Source organism: Chloroflexaceae bacterium, from assembly GCA_025057155.1.
In the GTDB taxonomy this organism is placed as follows: Bacteria; Chloroflexota; Chloroflexia; order Chloroflexales; family Chloroflexaceae; genus JACAEO01.
Window position 1 is genome coordinate 131,767 of record JANWYD010000001.1, and the last position, 15,339, is coordinate 147,105.

The window sequence follows — 15,339 nt, forward strand, 5'->3', positions numbered from 1 at the left end:
TGCCCCTGCTTGACGGCAGGGCCTTGCGCTCCAGGAATGGCATTCATCTCAGAGGGTTGAACCTTTGTGTTTCCCCAACGCCAGGGACAGATCCACTGGGCGATTATCGGCCCCGTACTCTTTTTTTCGCTGCTCATTCTACTGGTGAAAGGCTATGCGCCGCCGCCACGCCCGCGCATCGCCCCGCCATCGGCGCTGCAACCGCTGACCGCCCCCGAGCGACCCCTGCCGCCCGGCGCGGCGACGCCCACCCCCGCGCCGCTGACCGGCAATCTGCTTCAGACGGGCCTGCTCAGGATCGCCGTTGACGAAGGGGCGCTACGCCCGGAGGAGCAGCCGTCGGTTGCGGGTGAGCTGGATCGCGCCCTGGCCTACGCCGTGGCGCGCTTCGGCAGCGCCCCGGCGGCCCCCATCGAGGTGTTGATCGGCACGGAGCCAGCCTGCGGGCTGCACGGCATCGCCTATACCGACATCCGCACCGTGCAGGTCTTCACCTGTCCCGGTTTCCCTGCCGCTCGCGCCGTCAGCATTCTGGCCCACGAATTCGTGCACCAGCTCTGCCATGACCGGTATGGGCAACGGCACTTGAGCGCCGATCTGATTTTGTCCGAGGGGGTTGCGACCTGGGGGGCGGGCGCCTACTGGCTGGGCGACGCGCCGACCTTTCGCGTCTTCGTGCACCCGTGGGTCGCCAATGGCGAGGCCCTGCCGCTCGGCATCAGCTACGTGGGCCGGCCGATCAGCGACATGAACAAACTCTACTACCAGTGGGCCAGTTTTGTAGAGTACCTGATCGCGACCTACGGCCGCGAAGCATTTGACCGTCTGTACCTGACCGGCCGGAACGCGCCCGGATCGGCCGATTACCCCGGCGTCTACGGCAAGAGTTTCGAGACCCTGGAGGCCGAATGGCGCGACTGGGCGCTCGGCGGATGAAACCGGCTTCGCGGCGCCGGCCCTCAGTGACCGACGATGCCGCCGCCACCACGCCCGGCGCGCCGCAGGCGTTCGATGCTCGACCAGCGCGGCGCGACCGGCGTTCGGGTGGGGATCAACCCCTGGGTCATCAGCCGGGCGGCGCTGCGCCATCCCTCCGGGGGCTGTTGACCGGCGAGGCTGTTGACAAGGGCGGTCTGCTCCTCTTCGAGCAAGCAGGTGATCGCCGCGATGGCCGCCGCGGCCTCTTCGGTGTCTGGCGCGCCGCCGCTGAGAGTGAAGTGTGGCATAGGGTCCTCACGTAATCATAGCCGGTTGGAAGAGTATGGGGAAACCTGGTTTCCCCATCGCCCCTGCCCGCCCGGATACAGGCAGGAGCGCAACCCTCCGGGTCACGGGCCGGGGAAACCAGATTTCCCCGCGCCTCTGCCCAACAGGAGATACTGGGAGGGCATGGCCCTTCCGGGAACATCTTTTATTATTATACAAGCCGTTCGATCATCACCCGCTGGGCGCGCAATTCGAGCGTGGCGTCAAGCGGGGCCAGGGTGGCAGCGGGGCCATAGCGCCGGCGCAGGGCCAGGCCGATCAGGTGGTCGGTGAACTGCGGGTTCTTCGGCAGCAGCGCGCCATGCAGGTAGCAGCCGAACGTATTGCGGTACACCGCCCCGCCCACGCCGTCTTCGCCGTTGTCGCCGTGCCCGACCAGCACCCGGCCCAGGGATTGCACCCCCGCCCCGTGGTAGGTGCGGCCACTATGGTTCTCGAAGCCGACCAGGCGCACCGGCGCCCCCTCGCCCAGCCGGGCCTCGACCACGATGTTGCCGATCAGACGCCGCTTGCCGCCGATAGTGTACACGTCCAGCGCGCCCAGACCGGGCAGACGTTCGCCGGTGTGGGTCAGGAAGTAGTGTCCGAGCAACTGGTAGCCCCCGCAGATCGCCAGCAGCACCAGACCGTCCTCGATTGCCGCGCGCAGCCCCGCCCCCTGCCGCTCCAGCAGATCCCGCGCGATAAGGGCCTGGCCGCTGTCCTGACCTCCGCCGAAGAAGGCCAGGTCGAAATCCGACCAGTCTACCGTCATGCCCGGCTCGATCAGGGAGACGCTCAGTTCGATGCCGCGCCAGGCGCAGCGTTGCTTCAGGGCGATCACATTGCCGCGATCGCCATACACGTTCATGTGCGAGCTGTAGAGATGGGCCAGGCGCAAATGGTAGGTCATATGCGGTTGTTTGATAGCCATCAGTTGTGCCATCCAGGCGCGCTTCAGCGGTAGATGCGCCACCTCAAACAGACCCTGCGGCTCTCTGCCTCCTCTGCGCCTCCGCGGTAAACATTAGAAAACCTGATTTCCATTAGCTTAGCAGTCTGTAAAGTAAGTTTTTTGCTCCACCCCCATCCCCTCCCCAGCTCGCCCCGCTGGAGGAGGGCGCCCGCCTCCTCTCCCCCAACGGGGGGAGGATGGGAGAGGGTCGGAAAGGCCAGGAACCTTCGTTTACAGACTACTTAGCTGCGAGCAATATAGTCCCCCTCGCCGATCCACTTAAACGTTGTCAGGGCCTCCAGGCCCATCGGCCCGCGCCAGTGCAGTTTCTGGGTCGAGATGGCCACCTCGGCCCCCAGACCGAACTGCCCGCCGTCGTTGAAGCGCGTGCTGGCATTGACGAAGACGGCGCTGGCGTCAACCTCGGCGGTGAAGCGCGCCGCCGCGGCGCGATCCTCGGTCAGAATGGCCTCGGTATGGCCGGAGCCATAGGTGGCGATGAAGTCAATCGCTTCATCAAGGCCGCCTACGATTTTGATTGAAAGAACCAGGCTCAGAAACTCCGTGCCGTAGTCATCGGGGCCGGCGGAAACCACGCGCCAGCCCTGGGCCATGGGATGGTCGGCAAGGATGGCCAGACTCTCCGGGTCGCAGCGCAGTTCCACGCCGGCGGGACAGAGGCTGTCGGCCACGGCCGGCAGCAGCGCCGGAGCGATCGCCCGCTCGACCAGCAGCGTATCGAGGGCGTTACACACGCTTGGGCGCTGAACCTTGGCGTTGTGGATCAGCGGCACGGCCCGTTCCAGATCGGCGCTGCGTTCAACAAAGAGATGCACCACGCCAATCCCGCCGGTGATCACCGGGATGGTGGCGTTCTCCAGGCAGAAGCGATGCAACCCGGCCCCCCCACGGGGGATGATCATATCCACGTAGCGGTCGAGCCGCAGCAGGTTGCGTACCACCTCGCGGTCGGGATCGGTGATGCTCTGCACCGCCGCGGCGGGCAGCCCGGTCCGCTCCAGGGCCGAGCCGATAGCCGCGGTAATCGTCGCCACGCTGCGGCTGATGTCGCTACCCCCCCGCAGAATGGTGGCATTCCCCGTCTTCAGGCAGAGCGCGGCAATATCTACCGTGACGTTCGGGCGGGCCTCGTAGATTGCGCCCACGACGCCGAGCGGCGTGCGGCGCCTGTGCAGGCGCAGACCGTTCGGCAGTTCCACCGCGTCGAAGACAGCCCCGACCGGGTCGGGCAGGGCGGCGACGTGGCGCGTATCGCTGGCGATGCTGGCCAGCCGGGCGGGGGTGAGCAACATCCGGTCAATCAGCGCCGCGTCGGTGCCGCTGGCGCGTGCGGCGGCCACATCTTCAGCGTTGGCGGCAAGAATGGCCTCCTGCTGATCCAGCAGCGCATCGGCGATAGCGTGGAGCGCCGCGTCTTTCGCCGTGGTGGGCAGATTCGCCAGCGCCCGCGCCGCCGCCTTCGCCTGCCGCCCCATCCGTTCGAGATCTGTGCTCATGATGGCCTCCAAAGCCCCTTTACCGCCGGGGGCTGGCGCCCCGGCCAATGTGCGCAACCCTCCAGGTTGCGGCAGGGGAAATGGAGTTTCCCTCCCCCCCGCCCGCAGGTGTGCCAGGCGCCCCGGCGCCTCCGGCAAATGAGGCCCCGCCCTCGGTGCGGCTGCGCGCCGCAGGTGTGCCAGGCGCCCCGGCGCCTCCGGCAAATGCGTAACCCTCCAGGTCGTGACGGAGGCAACCCGGTTTCCCTGCGCCCCGGCCTGCCGGTCCGCCGCATGCTCCATTATGCGCCGGAATCCTCCGAACCCTGGCGCTCCTTCGCGTCGCGTTGTTCACGTCGCCTGCGTTCCGTTTCCAGCAACTCGCGGGCCTCCCGCACCTGAGGGGCCATCTCGCCCCCCCGGTAGGCGGCCAGGAGCGCCAGCACCGACGCCAGCACCAGCGCCAGACCCAGTCCGGTCAACGTCAACGTCAGCCAGGGAGCGTTAACCGCGAACAGCGGGAGCAGATTTGCCGCGGCAAACAGGGCAAAGGCCAGCGCCCCGGCAGCGAAGGCCAGGCGCCGGCGTGTGCCCCGTTCCGCCCGCGCTGCCTGTTGCGCCAGCAGGATTGCCAGCACCGCCGTTACGATGATCCGCACGATCTCAGACTCCACCTGGCCTCGCTCTGGCGTTTATCCCCTTGCGCATTTGAGGATATTGTACCATCATAGAAATAGACGCTGTACACGGAGCCTTACGCAAGTGTAGTTTGTAGATCATGCGGGCGTCTGAACGCGTCTAGCATCATTCTGGCGCTCAAACTGGTTGCCGAGAACTGCGCTGGCTTTCTCATTTTGCCCGGGTGTGGGGAAACCTGGTGTCTCCACGCCCTATCTGTTGCAGTTGCTTCCAGGCCGGATTTAGCTTACAATAGCGCTTAACTTTAAAGACCATACCCTCTACATTCGCAGTTCGTCTCTGCAGTACAGTTTGAAGGGCGAGTCCTTCCCAGAAAAGGTGCTGGGTTTCGATAATTCGCGGCGCCCAATCTCCGCTGACGTCGGCTCTACCGCGAACTGACAACGAGGGAGCATGGCACATCATGTATGACCTGATTGTCCGCGATGCCGACGTGTTGCAATTCGATGGCGAAGCGCCGGTGGTGCTCACTCGCCACAGTATTGCTGTGAGCGGGGGACGAATCGTGCGCATCGCCCCGCAGATACTCGATGAGCCAGCGCAGAAGACCATCTCCGCCCGTGGTATGCTGGCGATCCCCGGTCTGGTCAACTGCCACGCCCACGCTGCGATGAGCCTGTTTCGCGGCGTGGTCGAGGATGTGCCTATCGAGGCGTGGTTTAACGACTATATCTGGCCGATGGAGACCAATCTCACCGCCGAGGATGTGTACTGGGGCGCGCTGCTGGGCATCGCGGAGATGATCGAAGCCGGGGTCACCTGCGTGGCCGATCACTATTTCTCGATGGATGCCGTAGCTCGCGCCGTCGAAGAGAGCGGCATTCGCGCCAATCTCGCGCCAACCATCTTCGGCGGGCCGGACGAGATGGAACAACTGGCACAGGCGGTTGATTTCGTGTCCCGCTGGAACGGCGCGGCTGGAGGACGTATCAGCGCCTGGCTTGGCCCGCACTCCACCTACACCTGTGCGCCTGAGCTTCTCGCTCGTGTCGCTGGCGAGGCTCGCCGTCTCGGGGTAGGCATCCACATCCATCTTGCAGAGACGGAGGCCCAGGTGGCGCAGAGCCGCGCCCGTTACGGCAAGACGCCCGTGGCTCTGGTCCGTGACGCCGGTATCCTGGAGGCGCCGACCCTTGCGGCGCACATGGCCCATCCCGAGGCCGACGACGTGGCCATTCTGGCGGCCCACGGCGCGAGTGTCGCCTCTACGCCCAGGACCGAGATGAAGCTCGGTATTGGCGTCGCCCCGGTGACCGCCTTGCGGGCCGCGGGGGTGACGGTGGGCCTGGGAAGCGACGGCGCCGCGAGCAACAACAACTACGATATTCTGGAGGCCGCCCGTCTCCTCGCCTTGCTGGAAAAGCACCGCCACGGCGATGCGCAGGTCATGCCCCTCGGCGCGGCCCTGCGTCTTGCCACCAGCGACGGCGCGCGGGCCATCGGCCTCGGCGGCGTGACTGGCGAATTGCGCGAGGGATTGGCCGCCGATATCGCGCTGCTTCGCCGCAATGCCCCCCACGTCCTGCCCGTGCACGACCCGGCGGCCAACCTGCTCTACAGCGCCCGCGCCGATGATGTGGACACGGTGATCGTCGCCGGTCGGGTGCTGATGCGCCGGCGCCGCCTGCTGACCATCAACCGCCGCCAGGTGCTGCGCGAAGCCATCCGCCGCGCCACCCGCCTGACGCGCCGCTCCGACGAGCGTATGGCTCTCTACCCGACGCTTCAGGGCTAGGACGAGCCAGGGCGGAAGGCGTTGTTTCGGGAGGCGTCAGGAGGGGAAGTCCTCCCAACGCTCGCCGCCTAGATCACCATCGAGACGTACTTTTCTTCCAGATATTCATTGATGCCCGTCGGGCCGCCTTCGCGCCCGAAGCCGCTCTGCTTGTAACCGCCGAAAGGCGCCTGGGCCGTCGAGGGGACAGGGTCGTTGATGCCGACAATGCCGTACTCCAGACCCTCGGCCATGCGCCAGGCCCGCCCCAGGTCGCGCGTAAAGCAATACGCGGCCAGTCCGTAGGGCGTGGCGTTCGCCTGCCGCAGCACCTCCTCCTCGCTGTCGAAGGGGATCAGTGGAGCCACGGGTCCGAAAGTCTCCTCGCGGGCCACCAGCATCTCCGCGCTGACATCGGCGAGGACCGTGGGCGTCCAGAAGTTGCCGCCGCGCCCCTCGGCGTAGGGGCCGCCGCCGGTGAGCAGGGTGGCGCCGCCGGCCAGGGCGTCGGCAACGTGGCGCTCCACCTTGGCGCGGGCCTGCGCGTCAATCAGCGGGCCGATCACTGTGGCCGGGTCCAGCCCGTTGCCCACGCGCAACGCGGCCACCTGTTCGGCAAAGGCGGCGGCAAAACGCTCGTAGATCGGACGCTCGACGAAGATCCGGTTGGCGCACACGCAGGTCTGCCCGGCATTGCGGAACTTGGAGGCCATCGCTCCGCGCACCGCGCTTTCCAGGTCGGCGTCGGCGAAGACGATGAAGGGCGCGTTGCCCCCCAGTTCGAGCGAGAGGCGCTTCACCGTCTCCGCCGACTGGCGGATCAGCAACTTGCCGACCTCCGTGGAGCCGGTGAAGCTCACCTTGCGCACGCGCTCGTCGGCGAAAATCGTCTCCGCAAATGGCACCGGGTCCTGGCAGGTTACAATATTCACCACTCCTGCGGGCAGTCCGGCGTCGAGGAAGATCTGCCCCAGTTCCAGGGCCGAGAGAGGCGTCTGCTCGGCAGGTTTAACGATCGCCGTGCAGCCTGCAGCCAGGGCCGGGCCGAGCTTGCGGGTGATCATGGCGCTGGGAAAGTTCCACGGCGTGATCATTGCGGCGATGCCCACCGGTTGCCGCAACAGCAGCAGGCGTTTAGCAGGCGTGCTGGCGGGGATGGTCATGCCATAGATGCGCTCGGCCTCGCCGGCGAACCAGGTGAGAAAACTGGCGCCGTAGGCGACCTCGCCACGGGCCTCGGCCAGGGGCTTGCCCTGCTCCAGGGTCATAATCGTCGCCAGGCGCTCCTGCCGCTCCAGCATAAGCGCGGCGGCCCGGCGCAGCACTGCCGCGCGGGCCGGGGCCGGCGTCGCCGCCCAGGCCGGGAAGGCCGCCGCCGCGGCCTCGATGGCCGCGCGGGTCTCCTCGACGCCCCCATCGGCCACCTCGGCGAGCTGCGCGCCGGTGGCGGGGTTGGTCACGGGAAAGGTCCTGGCCGTGGGTTGCCAGGCGCCGCCGATTAACAGGCCCCGGGTAGCGGCGCCCAGAAGCTCAGCGGCAATGGTGTCTGCGTCAATCGTCATAGGCGCTCCTTAAACTGTACTATACGCGTATTATATAACCGGGCCTGACCGCTGCGCGCTTCCAGGGTCGTTGCAGAGTCTTTGGGGCTTGCGTCAAACCCCCGGTTGTTCGCTGGTTTTGGCGGTTACGCCGCCAAAACTCGCGAACAATGACCGTCTCGGGCGGCTACGCTGCTTCGATCCCCCCGCTGGAGGCGGACATTGCCTCAGCCCTGTGCGCGGTCGCAAGGCGGGAGGCTCGCCTCGTAGATATGGTAAGATTGAACTTCAATACAGTCTCTTATCATCGTGACCGAACCGAACAAATCAATCAACCTGTTTTCGGATAGGCAGAGTACTCGGCATGTCTGCGCCGTTAACGTTTTATGAGTTCTTCGCTGGCGGCGGCCTGGCTCGGATTGGCCTGGGGCCACATTGGCAATGTTTGTTCGCGAATGATATTGATGAGAAAAAAGCATCCGTCTACCGACGCAACTTTGCTGGCGGCGCTGAACTTGTAGTTGATGATGTTCGTCGCCTGAACGCGAGTATGTTGCCTGGTCATGCCATGCTCGCATGGGCGTCGTTTCCATGTCAGGACCTGTCCCTCGCCGGGAAAGGTCAGGGAATTCACGCCGATCGCAGCGGTACGTTCTGGGCCTTCTGGCGACTCATCACCGATCTTGCCGCCGAGGGGCGTCTGGTTCCCCTGGTGGCGCTGGAAAATGTGACCGGTCTGCTCACGGCTGATCGCGGGCGTTCGATGCAGGCGTTGAGCGATGCCCTGGTAGAAGCCGGATACCGATTCGGCGCGCTGATCATTGATGCCGCTCATTTCGTTCCCCAGTCTCGCCCGCGTCTCTTTCTTGTTGCCGTTCATGAAACATGGCCGCTCCCGAACGCCATCACGCTGGCGCATCCGCATCCTATCTGGCATCCCCCCGTCCTGGTGCGGTCGTATCAAGCCCTGTCATCCCGGACCCGCCGGGCATGGATCTGGTGGCGCTTGCCGGCGCCAGATCGATCGCGGCCATCACTGTTGTCAATCCTCGAAGCAACGCCGACCGGCGTATCCTGGCATAGCCCGGAGGAGACGAACCGGTTGCTGTCGTTGATGGCGCCGCGTCATCTGGCGAAGGTTCATCAGGTTCAAGCCAGCGGTTTGTCAACTGTTGGAATGGTCTATCGGCGCACCCGCGTTGAGCAAGGCAAAAAGACTCAGCGCGCCGAAGTGCGCTTTGACAGCGTTAGCGGGTGCCTGCGCACGCCTGCCGGCGGATCAAGCCGACAATTCGTGTTGCTCGTCGAGGGAGAACGCATTCGATCACGCCTCCTCTCAGTACGCGAAGCGGCGCGTCTCATGGGATTGCCAGATACGTATGAACTGCCGGAACGCTATAACGATGGCTATCACGTCATGGGCGACGCCGTCGCGCCCCCGGCCGTCGCCTGGTTGGAGCGCCACCTGCTTCGACCTCTGGCGCTTGGCGATGAGTCAGTATGTGTCGCGCTCGGAGACGTGTATGTCCAGCAAGCACTTACTGGCTTAGCATTCGCGGAGAGCAACCATGCCGGATGTCTTCACACCCGAAGAACGCAGCCGGGTGATGGCAAAGGTTCGTGGACAGGATACGAACCCGGAGAAGATCGTTCGTTCGCTGATCCACCGCATGGGTTACCGCTTTCGTTTGCACGTTAAGGATTTGCCGGGCAAACCTGATATTGTCCTGCCAAGACATCGTAAAGTCGTATTTGTGCATGGTTGTTTCTGGCACCAGCATCCAGGGTGCGAGCATGCGGCGCGCCCAGGCAGCAATACTGAATACTGGAACAAAAAGCTCGATCGGAATGTGATGCGTGATCGAGAACATCTTGAGCGCCTTCTCTATCTGGGTTGGAAGGTGTTGATTGTCTGGGAATGCGAATTGAAAGATCTTGATCAGCTTGTCGAGAAATTGCGAAGATTTTTGTCTGATGAATGATTAGTCTGTAAATTAAGTTTCCTGGCAATTCCGCCCCCCTCCCAACCTCCCCCCGTTGGGGGGAGGAGCCGGACGCGGCTAGATACAGCAACGAAAGGAAGTTGTTGGATAACTCCCAACCTCCCCCCGTTGGGGGGAGGAGCCGGACTCCCTTCCCCGGCGGGGGAGGGTTGGGGAGGGGGCGAGTTTAGCGAAAACCTTAGTTTACAGACTAATGATACTGTCCTGTCCGTACCTCTACATTCTCACGTTGCCCATGGTGGGGGGTGCGGGGGCCGCAGGCTCCCTCCGAACCTCCTGGCAGCGGAAACTGCGACAAGCGACACACCAGCGCTACACGGCGGTTCATACCTTACGCGACCATGTAATCTTATATGAGGACCTATGAACTACGATGTGGTTGGCGTCGGCGTAGCCTCGCTCGACTTCATCGGCGTGATGGCCGGCGAACCGCTCTTTGGCGCCAAGCAACCCCTGGCGGGCTGGCTCGAGATGGGTGGCGGCCCGGTTGCCACGGCGCTGGCGACCATGGCCCGCCTCGGCGCCCGCGTGGCCATGGCCGGCGCGGTGGGCGACGATGGCTACGGTGAACGTATTCTGCGCGACCTGCGCGCCTGGGGCGTCGATCCTGTCGGGATGCACGTGCGGCCTGGCACGTCGCATATCGCCTTTGTGCTGGCCGAGCCGGGGCGCGACCGGCGCACGGTCTTCTTCCATCACGACCCGGCGGTGCTGACCGGCATCCCCCTCGACCGCAACCTGATCACCTCGGCGCGGGCGCTGGCCCTCGATACGCATCTCACCGACGCGGCCCTCCAGGCTGCCCGCTGGATGCGCGCTGCCGGCGGCCTGGTGATGCTCGACGCCGAGCGGGTGCGCGAGCACACCCTGGAGTTGTTGCCTCTCTGCGACCTGCTGGTGGTCTCCGAGCGGTTCGGGCGCGAAGCCACCGGCATGGAGCACCCCTGGGAAGCCGCTCGCGTCCTCCACAGCCGCTACGGGCGCCTGGCCCTGGTCACGGCGGGCGCCGAGGGGAGCTGGTGCGCCCACGAAGGCGAACTGTTTCACACCCCGGCCTTCGAGGTTGAACCGGTTGACACCACCGGCGCCGGCGATGTGTTCCACGGCGCCTTTCTCTACGCCCTGCTCGCCGGCGACGACGTCCGTCGCGCGGCGCGCTTCGCCAGCGCCGCCGCTGCCCTGAGTTGCAAGGGCCTGGGCGGCCGGGGCAACCTTCCCACCCTCGGCGAGATCGAACAACTCCTCGCTTCGACCTGAGGTGCACGGGGAGGGCGATGGCTCTCTCGCGCCGCTGCGCCGCCTCAAAATACGATCCGCCGCCGCCGCAGCGCCACGCTCTGCACCAGCCCGATCGCCACCAGCACCGTGATCGTGAAACTTCCGCCGTGGGAGATCAGCGGCAGCGGCAGGCCGGTGACCGGCAGCAGGCTCAGGTTCATCCCGATATTGATCACGACGTGGATGAAGAGCATGGTAAACACGCCCAGGGCCAGCAGCCGCCCGAAGAGGTCACGTGCCTGCCCGGCGATGTTGAGCGCCTGCCAGAGCAACAGCGCCTGAAAGATGATCAGCACCAGCGCGCCGATGAAGCCCATCTCCTCGGCGATCACCGCGAAGATGAAGTCCGTGTGCTGGACGGGCACGTAATTGCCCTGGCTGAAGATGCCGTGCGTCAACCCTGAGCCGAACCAGCCTCCCTGACCGATGGCGTTGAGCGCCTGCATGACGTTGTAGGCATCGTCACGGTTCACCCGGGCCGGGTCGGTGAGCAGGTAGAAGAAGGTTAACAGGCGCCGTCGCTGGTACTCGTCGAGCAGCAGATCGGTGGTCCAGGTGACGTAGAGGAGCGGCACGGCCAGGAGCGCCAGCGCGGCGAATTGTTGTGCGCGCATCCCGCTGCCCCAGGCCATCGCCAGCCAGATGCCCAGCATCACCAGGGCCGTGCCAAGGTCGGGCTGTAGCAGCACCAGCAGGGTGGGGAGCAGGCTGAGCGCCAGCGCCCCCAGTTGCACCGGCCAGCTTTCGCGCCGGGCCTCAAAGTGCTGAAAGTAGGCCGCCAGGACCAGCACCAGCGCCAGTTTCGCCGGTTCGGCCGGTTGCACCGTGCGCTCGCCGATGGCAATCCAGCTCTGCGCCCCGCCGCTCACCTGGCCCACCACGTGGACGATGCCCAGAATGCCGATCATCACAACGAAGATCGGTCTGGCCAGACTGGAGAGCAGCCGGTAGTCGAGCAGGGTGGCCAGGGTCATTCCTGCCAGGCCGATGCAGATATAGAGGAGTTGGCGGGGAAACAGGATCTTCAGCGGCGTGCCATTGAAGGTTACCGCGGTGAGCGTGGCGCTGTACACGGCCAGCGTGCCAATGACCAGCAGCACCAGCACGCAGATGAGCAGGGGCCAGTTGTACTCGCGCCAGCGACGTGGTTCCATCGGCGGTTACGTAGTAAGGGGGCGGTCAAGGGCCGCGGCGATGCGGCGCACCTCGTTCATCATTGCGGCGAAGCGCTCCGGCACCAGGGACTGGTGGCCATCGCACACGGCGAAGGCCGGATTATCATGCACCTCGACGATCAGCCCATCGGCGCCGGCAGCCACGGCCGCGCGGGCCATCGGCTGCACCTGATCCCAGCGGCCGCTGGCGTGGGACGGATCAACAATCACCGGCAGGTGTGAGAGTTGCTTGAGCAACGGCACGGCGCCCAGGTCGAGGGTAAAGCGGCGCGAGTCGTCGAAGGTGCGGATCCCCCGCTCGCAGAGCACAACATCGGGATTGCCCTCGTTGAGGATGTACTCGGCGGCGAGCAGGAGATCCTGGAGTGTGGCGGCGAAACCGCGCTTGAGCAACACCGGGCGCCGCACGCGCCCCACGGCCCGCAGCAGGGGATAATTCTGCATATTGCGCGCCCCGATCTGAAGCATGTCCGCATACTCCAGCACCAGGGGAAGCATTTCCGCCTCCATTACCTCGGTGACAACCGGCAGGCCGGTGGCGGAGCGCGCCTCGGCCAGGATCTTCAGCCCGGCCTCGCCGAGGCCCTGGAAAGCGTATGGGGAGGTGCGCGGCTTGAAGGCGCCGCCGCGCAGGATCGTGGCCCCGGCGGCCTTGACGGCCCGTGCCACATTCAGGGTCTGCTCCAGGCTCTCAACCGTACACGGGCCGGCCACGACCGTCACACTCGGCCCGCCGATGGGTACGCCACCGACGTGCACAACCGTATCGGCCTCGCGAAACTCCCGGCTGACCAGTTTGTACGGCGCCGTCACACGGATCAGGTCGGCGACGCCGGGCAGGCGCAGCAACCGTGCCGCCTGCTCAATCGGGCCGCGGTTGCCGGTGATCCCGATGGCCGTGCGCGTCGGGCCCGGCATGGGATGCGGCGTGTATCCCATCGCCCGGATCTCCGCGCAGACCACCTCGATCTGCTCCGCCGTGGCGTGGGCGTCCATCACAACGAGCATGCTCCAGCCTGACCAGAGCCGGCGTTTGCCCGCCGGCTATGAGCGACCTGGATGTCGCGATTACTCCACCACCCACGGATCAACCGCACGGCTCCAGTCGCCGATCAGTTCCTCGGGCTTGAAGAAAATGGCCGTTTCGCGCTCGCCGCTTTCGGGCGAGTCGGAGGCGTGGATCAGGTTCCGCCCGATGTCAACGCCGAAGTCGCCCCGGATCGTGCCGGGGGCGGCCCTGGCCGGATTGGTCGCGCCTACCGTGGCGCGGATCATCTCGACTGTGCCGGGCTTGCCCGCTATCACCCCCACTACTACCGGCGCGGAGGTGATGTAGCTCACCAGTCCCTCGAAGAAGGCTTTTCCCTCATGTTCGGCATAGTGTCGGCGGGCCAGCGCCTCATCTACCTGCATGAGTTTCAGACCGACGAACTTCAGCCCCCGCTGCTCCAGGCGCGTGAGAATTGGCCCGATCAGGCCGCGCTGCACGGCGTCGGGCTTGATGATGATCAGTGCACGCTCCATAGCCCCTCGTGTGAATGTAACGATGCCCGCATTACTATACCATAGATGTGAAAAAACCTCCTCAGGGGAGGTTTGGCAGGGCTGATGCAACGTCTTTGGGGCGAGCCCCAGACCCCGGATGTTTCGTTGGTTCTGGCGGCTACAGCGCTCCAAATCCCCCCGCTGGCGCTTGTTGCGCGGCCAGGCCGCGTGTGGGGTATTCAGGTTCACCCGCCCTCTGCCCGCCGGGGGGGCGAGCGATCCCGACGCCGGTTGGAGGGGGGAAACTCGGTTTCCCCATGCCCCGGCGCGAGGATTGGCAAGGCGCCCAAACAAAGCCTGGCGCCAGGAATTGCTCCCTGGCGCCAGGGTTGCACTTCGTAGAGGCGAACGGTCAGATCGGCACGGCCTCGCCGATGCGTTTGGCCGCCCGACGCATTTCCATTTTGATCAGGCCCAGGTTGACAACGCGCTGCGTGATTACCACCAGGATCAACTCCCGTGCTTCCAGCAACAGAATAGAGCCGTCCTTAGCGTCAATAATCGCGTCAACCAGCGTGCCCACGCCGATACGTTTGGTGGCTTTGTCAATCTCGCCGAAGACGGCCGCCGACATCGCTCCGAGGATCTCCGCATCCTCCTCGTCAAGGAGCGTGCTGGCGACAACAAGCCCGTCTTTACCGACGAGAAGACTGCCGATCACCCCCTCAACCCGGATCAGGTCTTCGACGATGCGACGCATATGCTAACCTCACGTTCCGTTTCAACAGGATCTGACAGCTTCACGCCTGCCAGAGTGGCCAGGACAACGTTCACCCCCGTGCAGGGTCGGCCATCTGCGGTCGCCCAACCAGTTTCCTGAGCAGCCGTGCGCGACCGTGCTGGCCATGAGCATCAGCGCGTAAAGACCTGCCCATAGGCGGCGATGGCATCGCGAGAACGGCCCTGTTTTGCATAAGCATCGCCAAGCAGGCGGAAAATCTGCCGTTGTACATCGCCATCGCTGATCACGTCAATGAGACTCTCCAGCTCCTCCGTGAGCAGGTCAAGGTCGCGCCCGGCGCGGATCAAGCTCCTGTAGGCCATCACCATCACCTCGGCCCGGCTCGTCTGCGCGCAGAGGCGACCAATTGCCAGCGCCAGCCCGCTGTTCTCGGGATCGCCTTCGAGCTGGCGCAGGTATTCGTCCAGCGTTGCATCACCGGTGGGCGTCAGGTCGCTGAGGCGCATCGTCAGCGTCGCTCTGCCTCTCCTGCTCCCCGGTTCGCGCACTCTGGCCGCCTCGCGCCGGGCGAAGCGCTCTTCGTCCCGTCCTCGGCTGATGAGACGCTCGCCCTCGCGGCGCGGGGTCGGCGCAGCAGAGCTGCGGGCAGGCGGCGCCGGGGCGGCGACAGAGCTGGCGATAGGTTCACCTCTGGCCGGCGCCTCCCGCGGCGGTTCCTCGCGAGCGACCGATGGGGTCGGAGGGGCAGGAAGCGGGGTCTGCCAGATATCGTCGAGGCTGTCGAGCGGTTCGGGCTGGAAGGCGGCATCAGCAGGATCAAGCGCTGGCGGCGGCTCCTCGACCCGCGGCGCGGTCCGCCTGGTCACTTTTTCAACCGGTGGCGCCCCGGCCAGATCAAAGTCGAACAGATCTGCCTCCTCTTCAGTGGCGGGCGGAGCGGCGGGCGCGGCCTCGGCGGCGGCTCTGGCGGCCTCAAGCTGGGCGATCTCTTCGGGAGAGAGGCCGA

General features: G+C 65.4%; 15 protein-coding genes (1 of these 15 only partly in view). 5 read left to right on the forward strand and 10 right to left on the reverse strand.

Features of this window, described 5'->3' with window-relative positions:
• Positions 1-66: 66 nt before the first annotated feature.
• The gene (locus NZU74_00500; protein MCS6879790.1) at positions 67-936 is read left to right on the forward strand and encodes a hypothetical protein; all 870 of its coding nucleotides are present in this window, start codon (positions 67-69) and stop codon (positions 934-936) included.
• A gap of 23 nt (positions 937-959) precedes the next feature.
• Here NZU74_00500 and NZU74_00505 read toward each other — a convergent pair whose 3' ends face one another.
• The 4 genes from NZU74_00505 to NZU74_00520 form a co-directional block, all read right to left on the reverse strand.
• On the reverse strand, positions 960-1,226 hold the full coding sequence (locus NZU74_00505; protein MCS6879791.1) for a hypothetical protein: 267 nt from the start codon (positions 1,224-1,226) through the stop codon (positions 960-962).
• Between the two features lie 191 nt (positions 1,227-1,417).
• Positions 1,418-2,179, reverse strand: coding sequence for a glutamine amidotransferase (locus NZU74_00510; GenBank protein ID MCS6879792.1), 762 nt, complete (start codon positions 2,177-2,179; stop codon positions 1,418-1,420).
• 263 nt (positions 2,180-2,442) lie between these two features.
• Positions 2,443-3,717 (reverse strand): glutamate-5-semialdehyde dehydrogenase, encoded by a 1,275-nt coding sequence (locus NZU74_00515; protein ID MCS6879793.1) that lies wholly within the window; start codon positions 3,715-3,717, stop codon positions 2,443-2,445.
• Between the two features lie 281 nt (positions 3,718-3,998).
• The gene (locus tag NZU74_00520) at positions 3,999-4,370 is read right to left on the reverse strand and encodes a hypothetical protein (GenBank protein ID MCS6879794.1); all 372 of its coding nucleotides are present in this window, start codon (positions 4,368-4,370) and stop codon (positions 3,999-4,001) included.
• Between the two features lie 428 nt (positions 4,371-4,798).
• Here NZU74_00520 and NZU74_00525 point away from each other — a divergent pair, with 428 nt between their 5' ends.
• Positions 4,799-6,130 carry an amidohydrolase gene (locus NZU74_00525; GenBank protein ID MCS6879795.1) on the forward strand — a complete coding sequence of 444 codons (1,332 nt, stop codon included), beginning with the start codon at positions 4,799-4,801 and terminating at the stop codon, positions 6,128-6,130.
• 68 nt (positions 6,131-6,198) lie between these two features.
• On the opposite strand, the gene NZU74_00530 is transcribed toward NZU74_00525, so the two are convergent.
• Positions 6,199-7,671 carry an NAD-dependent succinate-semialdehyde dehydrogenase gene (locus NZU74_00530; protein ID MCS6879796.1) on the reverse strand — a complete coding sequence of 491 codons (1,473 nt, stop codon included), beginning with the start codon at positions 7,669-7,671 and terminating at the stop codon, positions 6,199-6,201.
• 343 nt (positions 7,672-8,014) lie between these two features.
• Between NZU74_00530 and NZU74_00535 the strand changes: the two genes are divergently transcribed.
• From NZU74_00535 to NZU74_00545, 3 genes are all read left to right on the forward strand, one after another.
• Complete coding sequence (locus tag NZU74_00535; GenBank protein ID MCS6879797.1) at positions 8,015-9,349, forward strand: DNA cytosine methyltransferase; 1,335 nt, start codon at positions 8,015-8,017, stop codon at positions 9,347-9,349.
• Positions 9,258-9,632 carry a DNA mismatch endonuclease Vsr gene (gene vsr / locus NZU74_00540; protein MCS6879798.1) on the forward strand — a complete coding sequence of 125 codons (375 nt, stop codon included), beginning with the start codon at positions 9,258-9,260 and terminating at the stop codon, positions 9,630-9,632. The genes NZU74_00535 and vsr overlap by 92 nt, the downstream gene beginning before the upstream one ends.
• A gap of 384 nt (positions 9,633-10,016) precedes the next feature.
• Positions 10,017-10,910 (forward strand): PfkB family carbohydrate kinase, encoded by an 894-nt coding sequence (locus NZU74_00545; protein MCS6879799.1) that lies wholly within the window; start codon positions 10,017-10,019, stop codon positions 10,908-10,910.
• Positions 10,911-10,954: 44 nt separating this feature from the next.
• Here NZU74_00545 and rodA read toward each other — a convergent pair whose 3' ends face one another.
• From rodA to NZU74_00570, 5 genes are all read right to left on the reverse strand, one after another.
• A complete protein-coding gene (gene rodA / locus NZU74_00550) occupies positions 10,955-12,085 on the reverse strand; it encodes a rod shape-determining protein RodA (protein MCS6879800.1) in 1,131 nt (376 codons plus the stop codon).
• A gap of 6 nt (positions 12,086-12,091) precedes the next feature.
• Positions 12,092-13,114 (reverse strand): 3-deoxy-7-phosphoheptulonate synthase, encoded by a 1,023-nt coding sequence (gene aroF / locus NZU74_00555; protein ID MCS6879801.1) that lies wholly within the window; start codon positions 13,112-13,114, stop codon positions 12,092-12,094.
• Positions 13,115-13,174: 60 nt separating this feature from the next.
• On the reverse strand, positions 13,175-13,630 hold the full coding sequence (gene ndk / locus NZU74_00560; protein MCS6879802.1) for a nucleoside-diphosphate kinase: 456 nt from the start codon (positions 13,628-13,630) through the stop codon (positions 13,175-13,177).
• A gap of 373 nt (positions 13,631-14,003) precedes the next feature.
• Positions 14,004-14,351: a roadblock/LC7 domain-containing protein gene (locus tag NZU74_00565; protein MCS6879803.1), complete on the reverse strand. Its 348-nt coding sequence runs from the start codon at positions 14,349-14,351 to the stop codon at positions 14,004-14,006.
• Between the two features lie 152 nt (positions 14,352-14,503).
• Positions 14,504-15,339, reverse strand: partial view of a tetratricopeptide repeat protein gene (locus NZU74_00570; GenBank protein ID MCS6879804.1) — the end only. 3,586 nt of this gene lie beyond the right edge of the window; 836 of the gene's 4,422 nt are visible here — the last part of the coding sequence; its start codon lies beyond the right edge, outside the window; it ends in the stop codon at positions 14,504-14,506.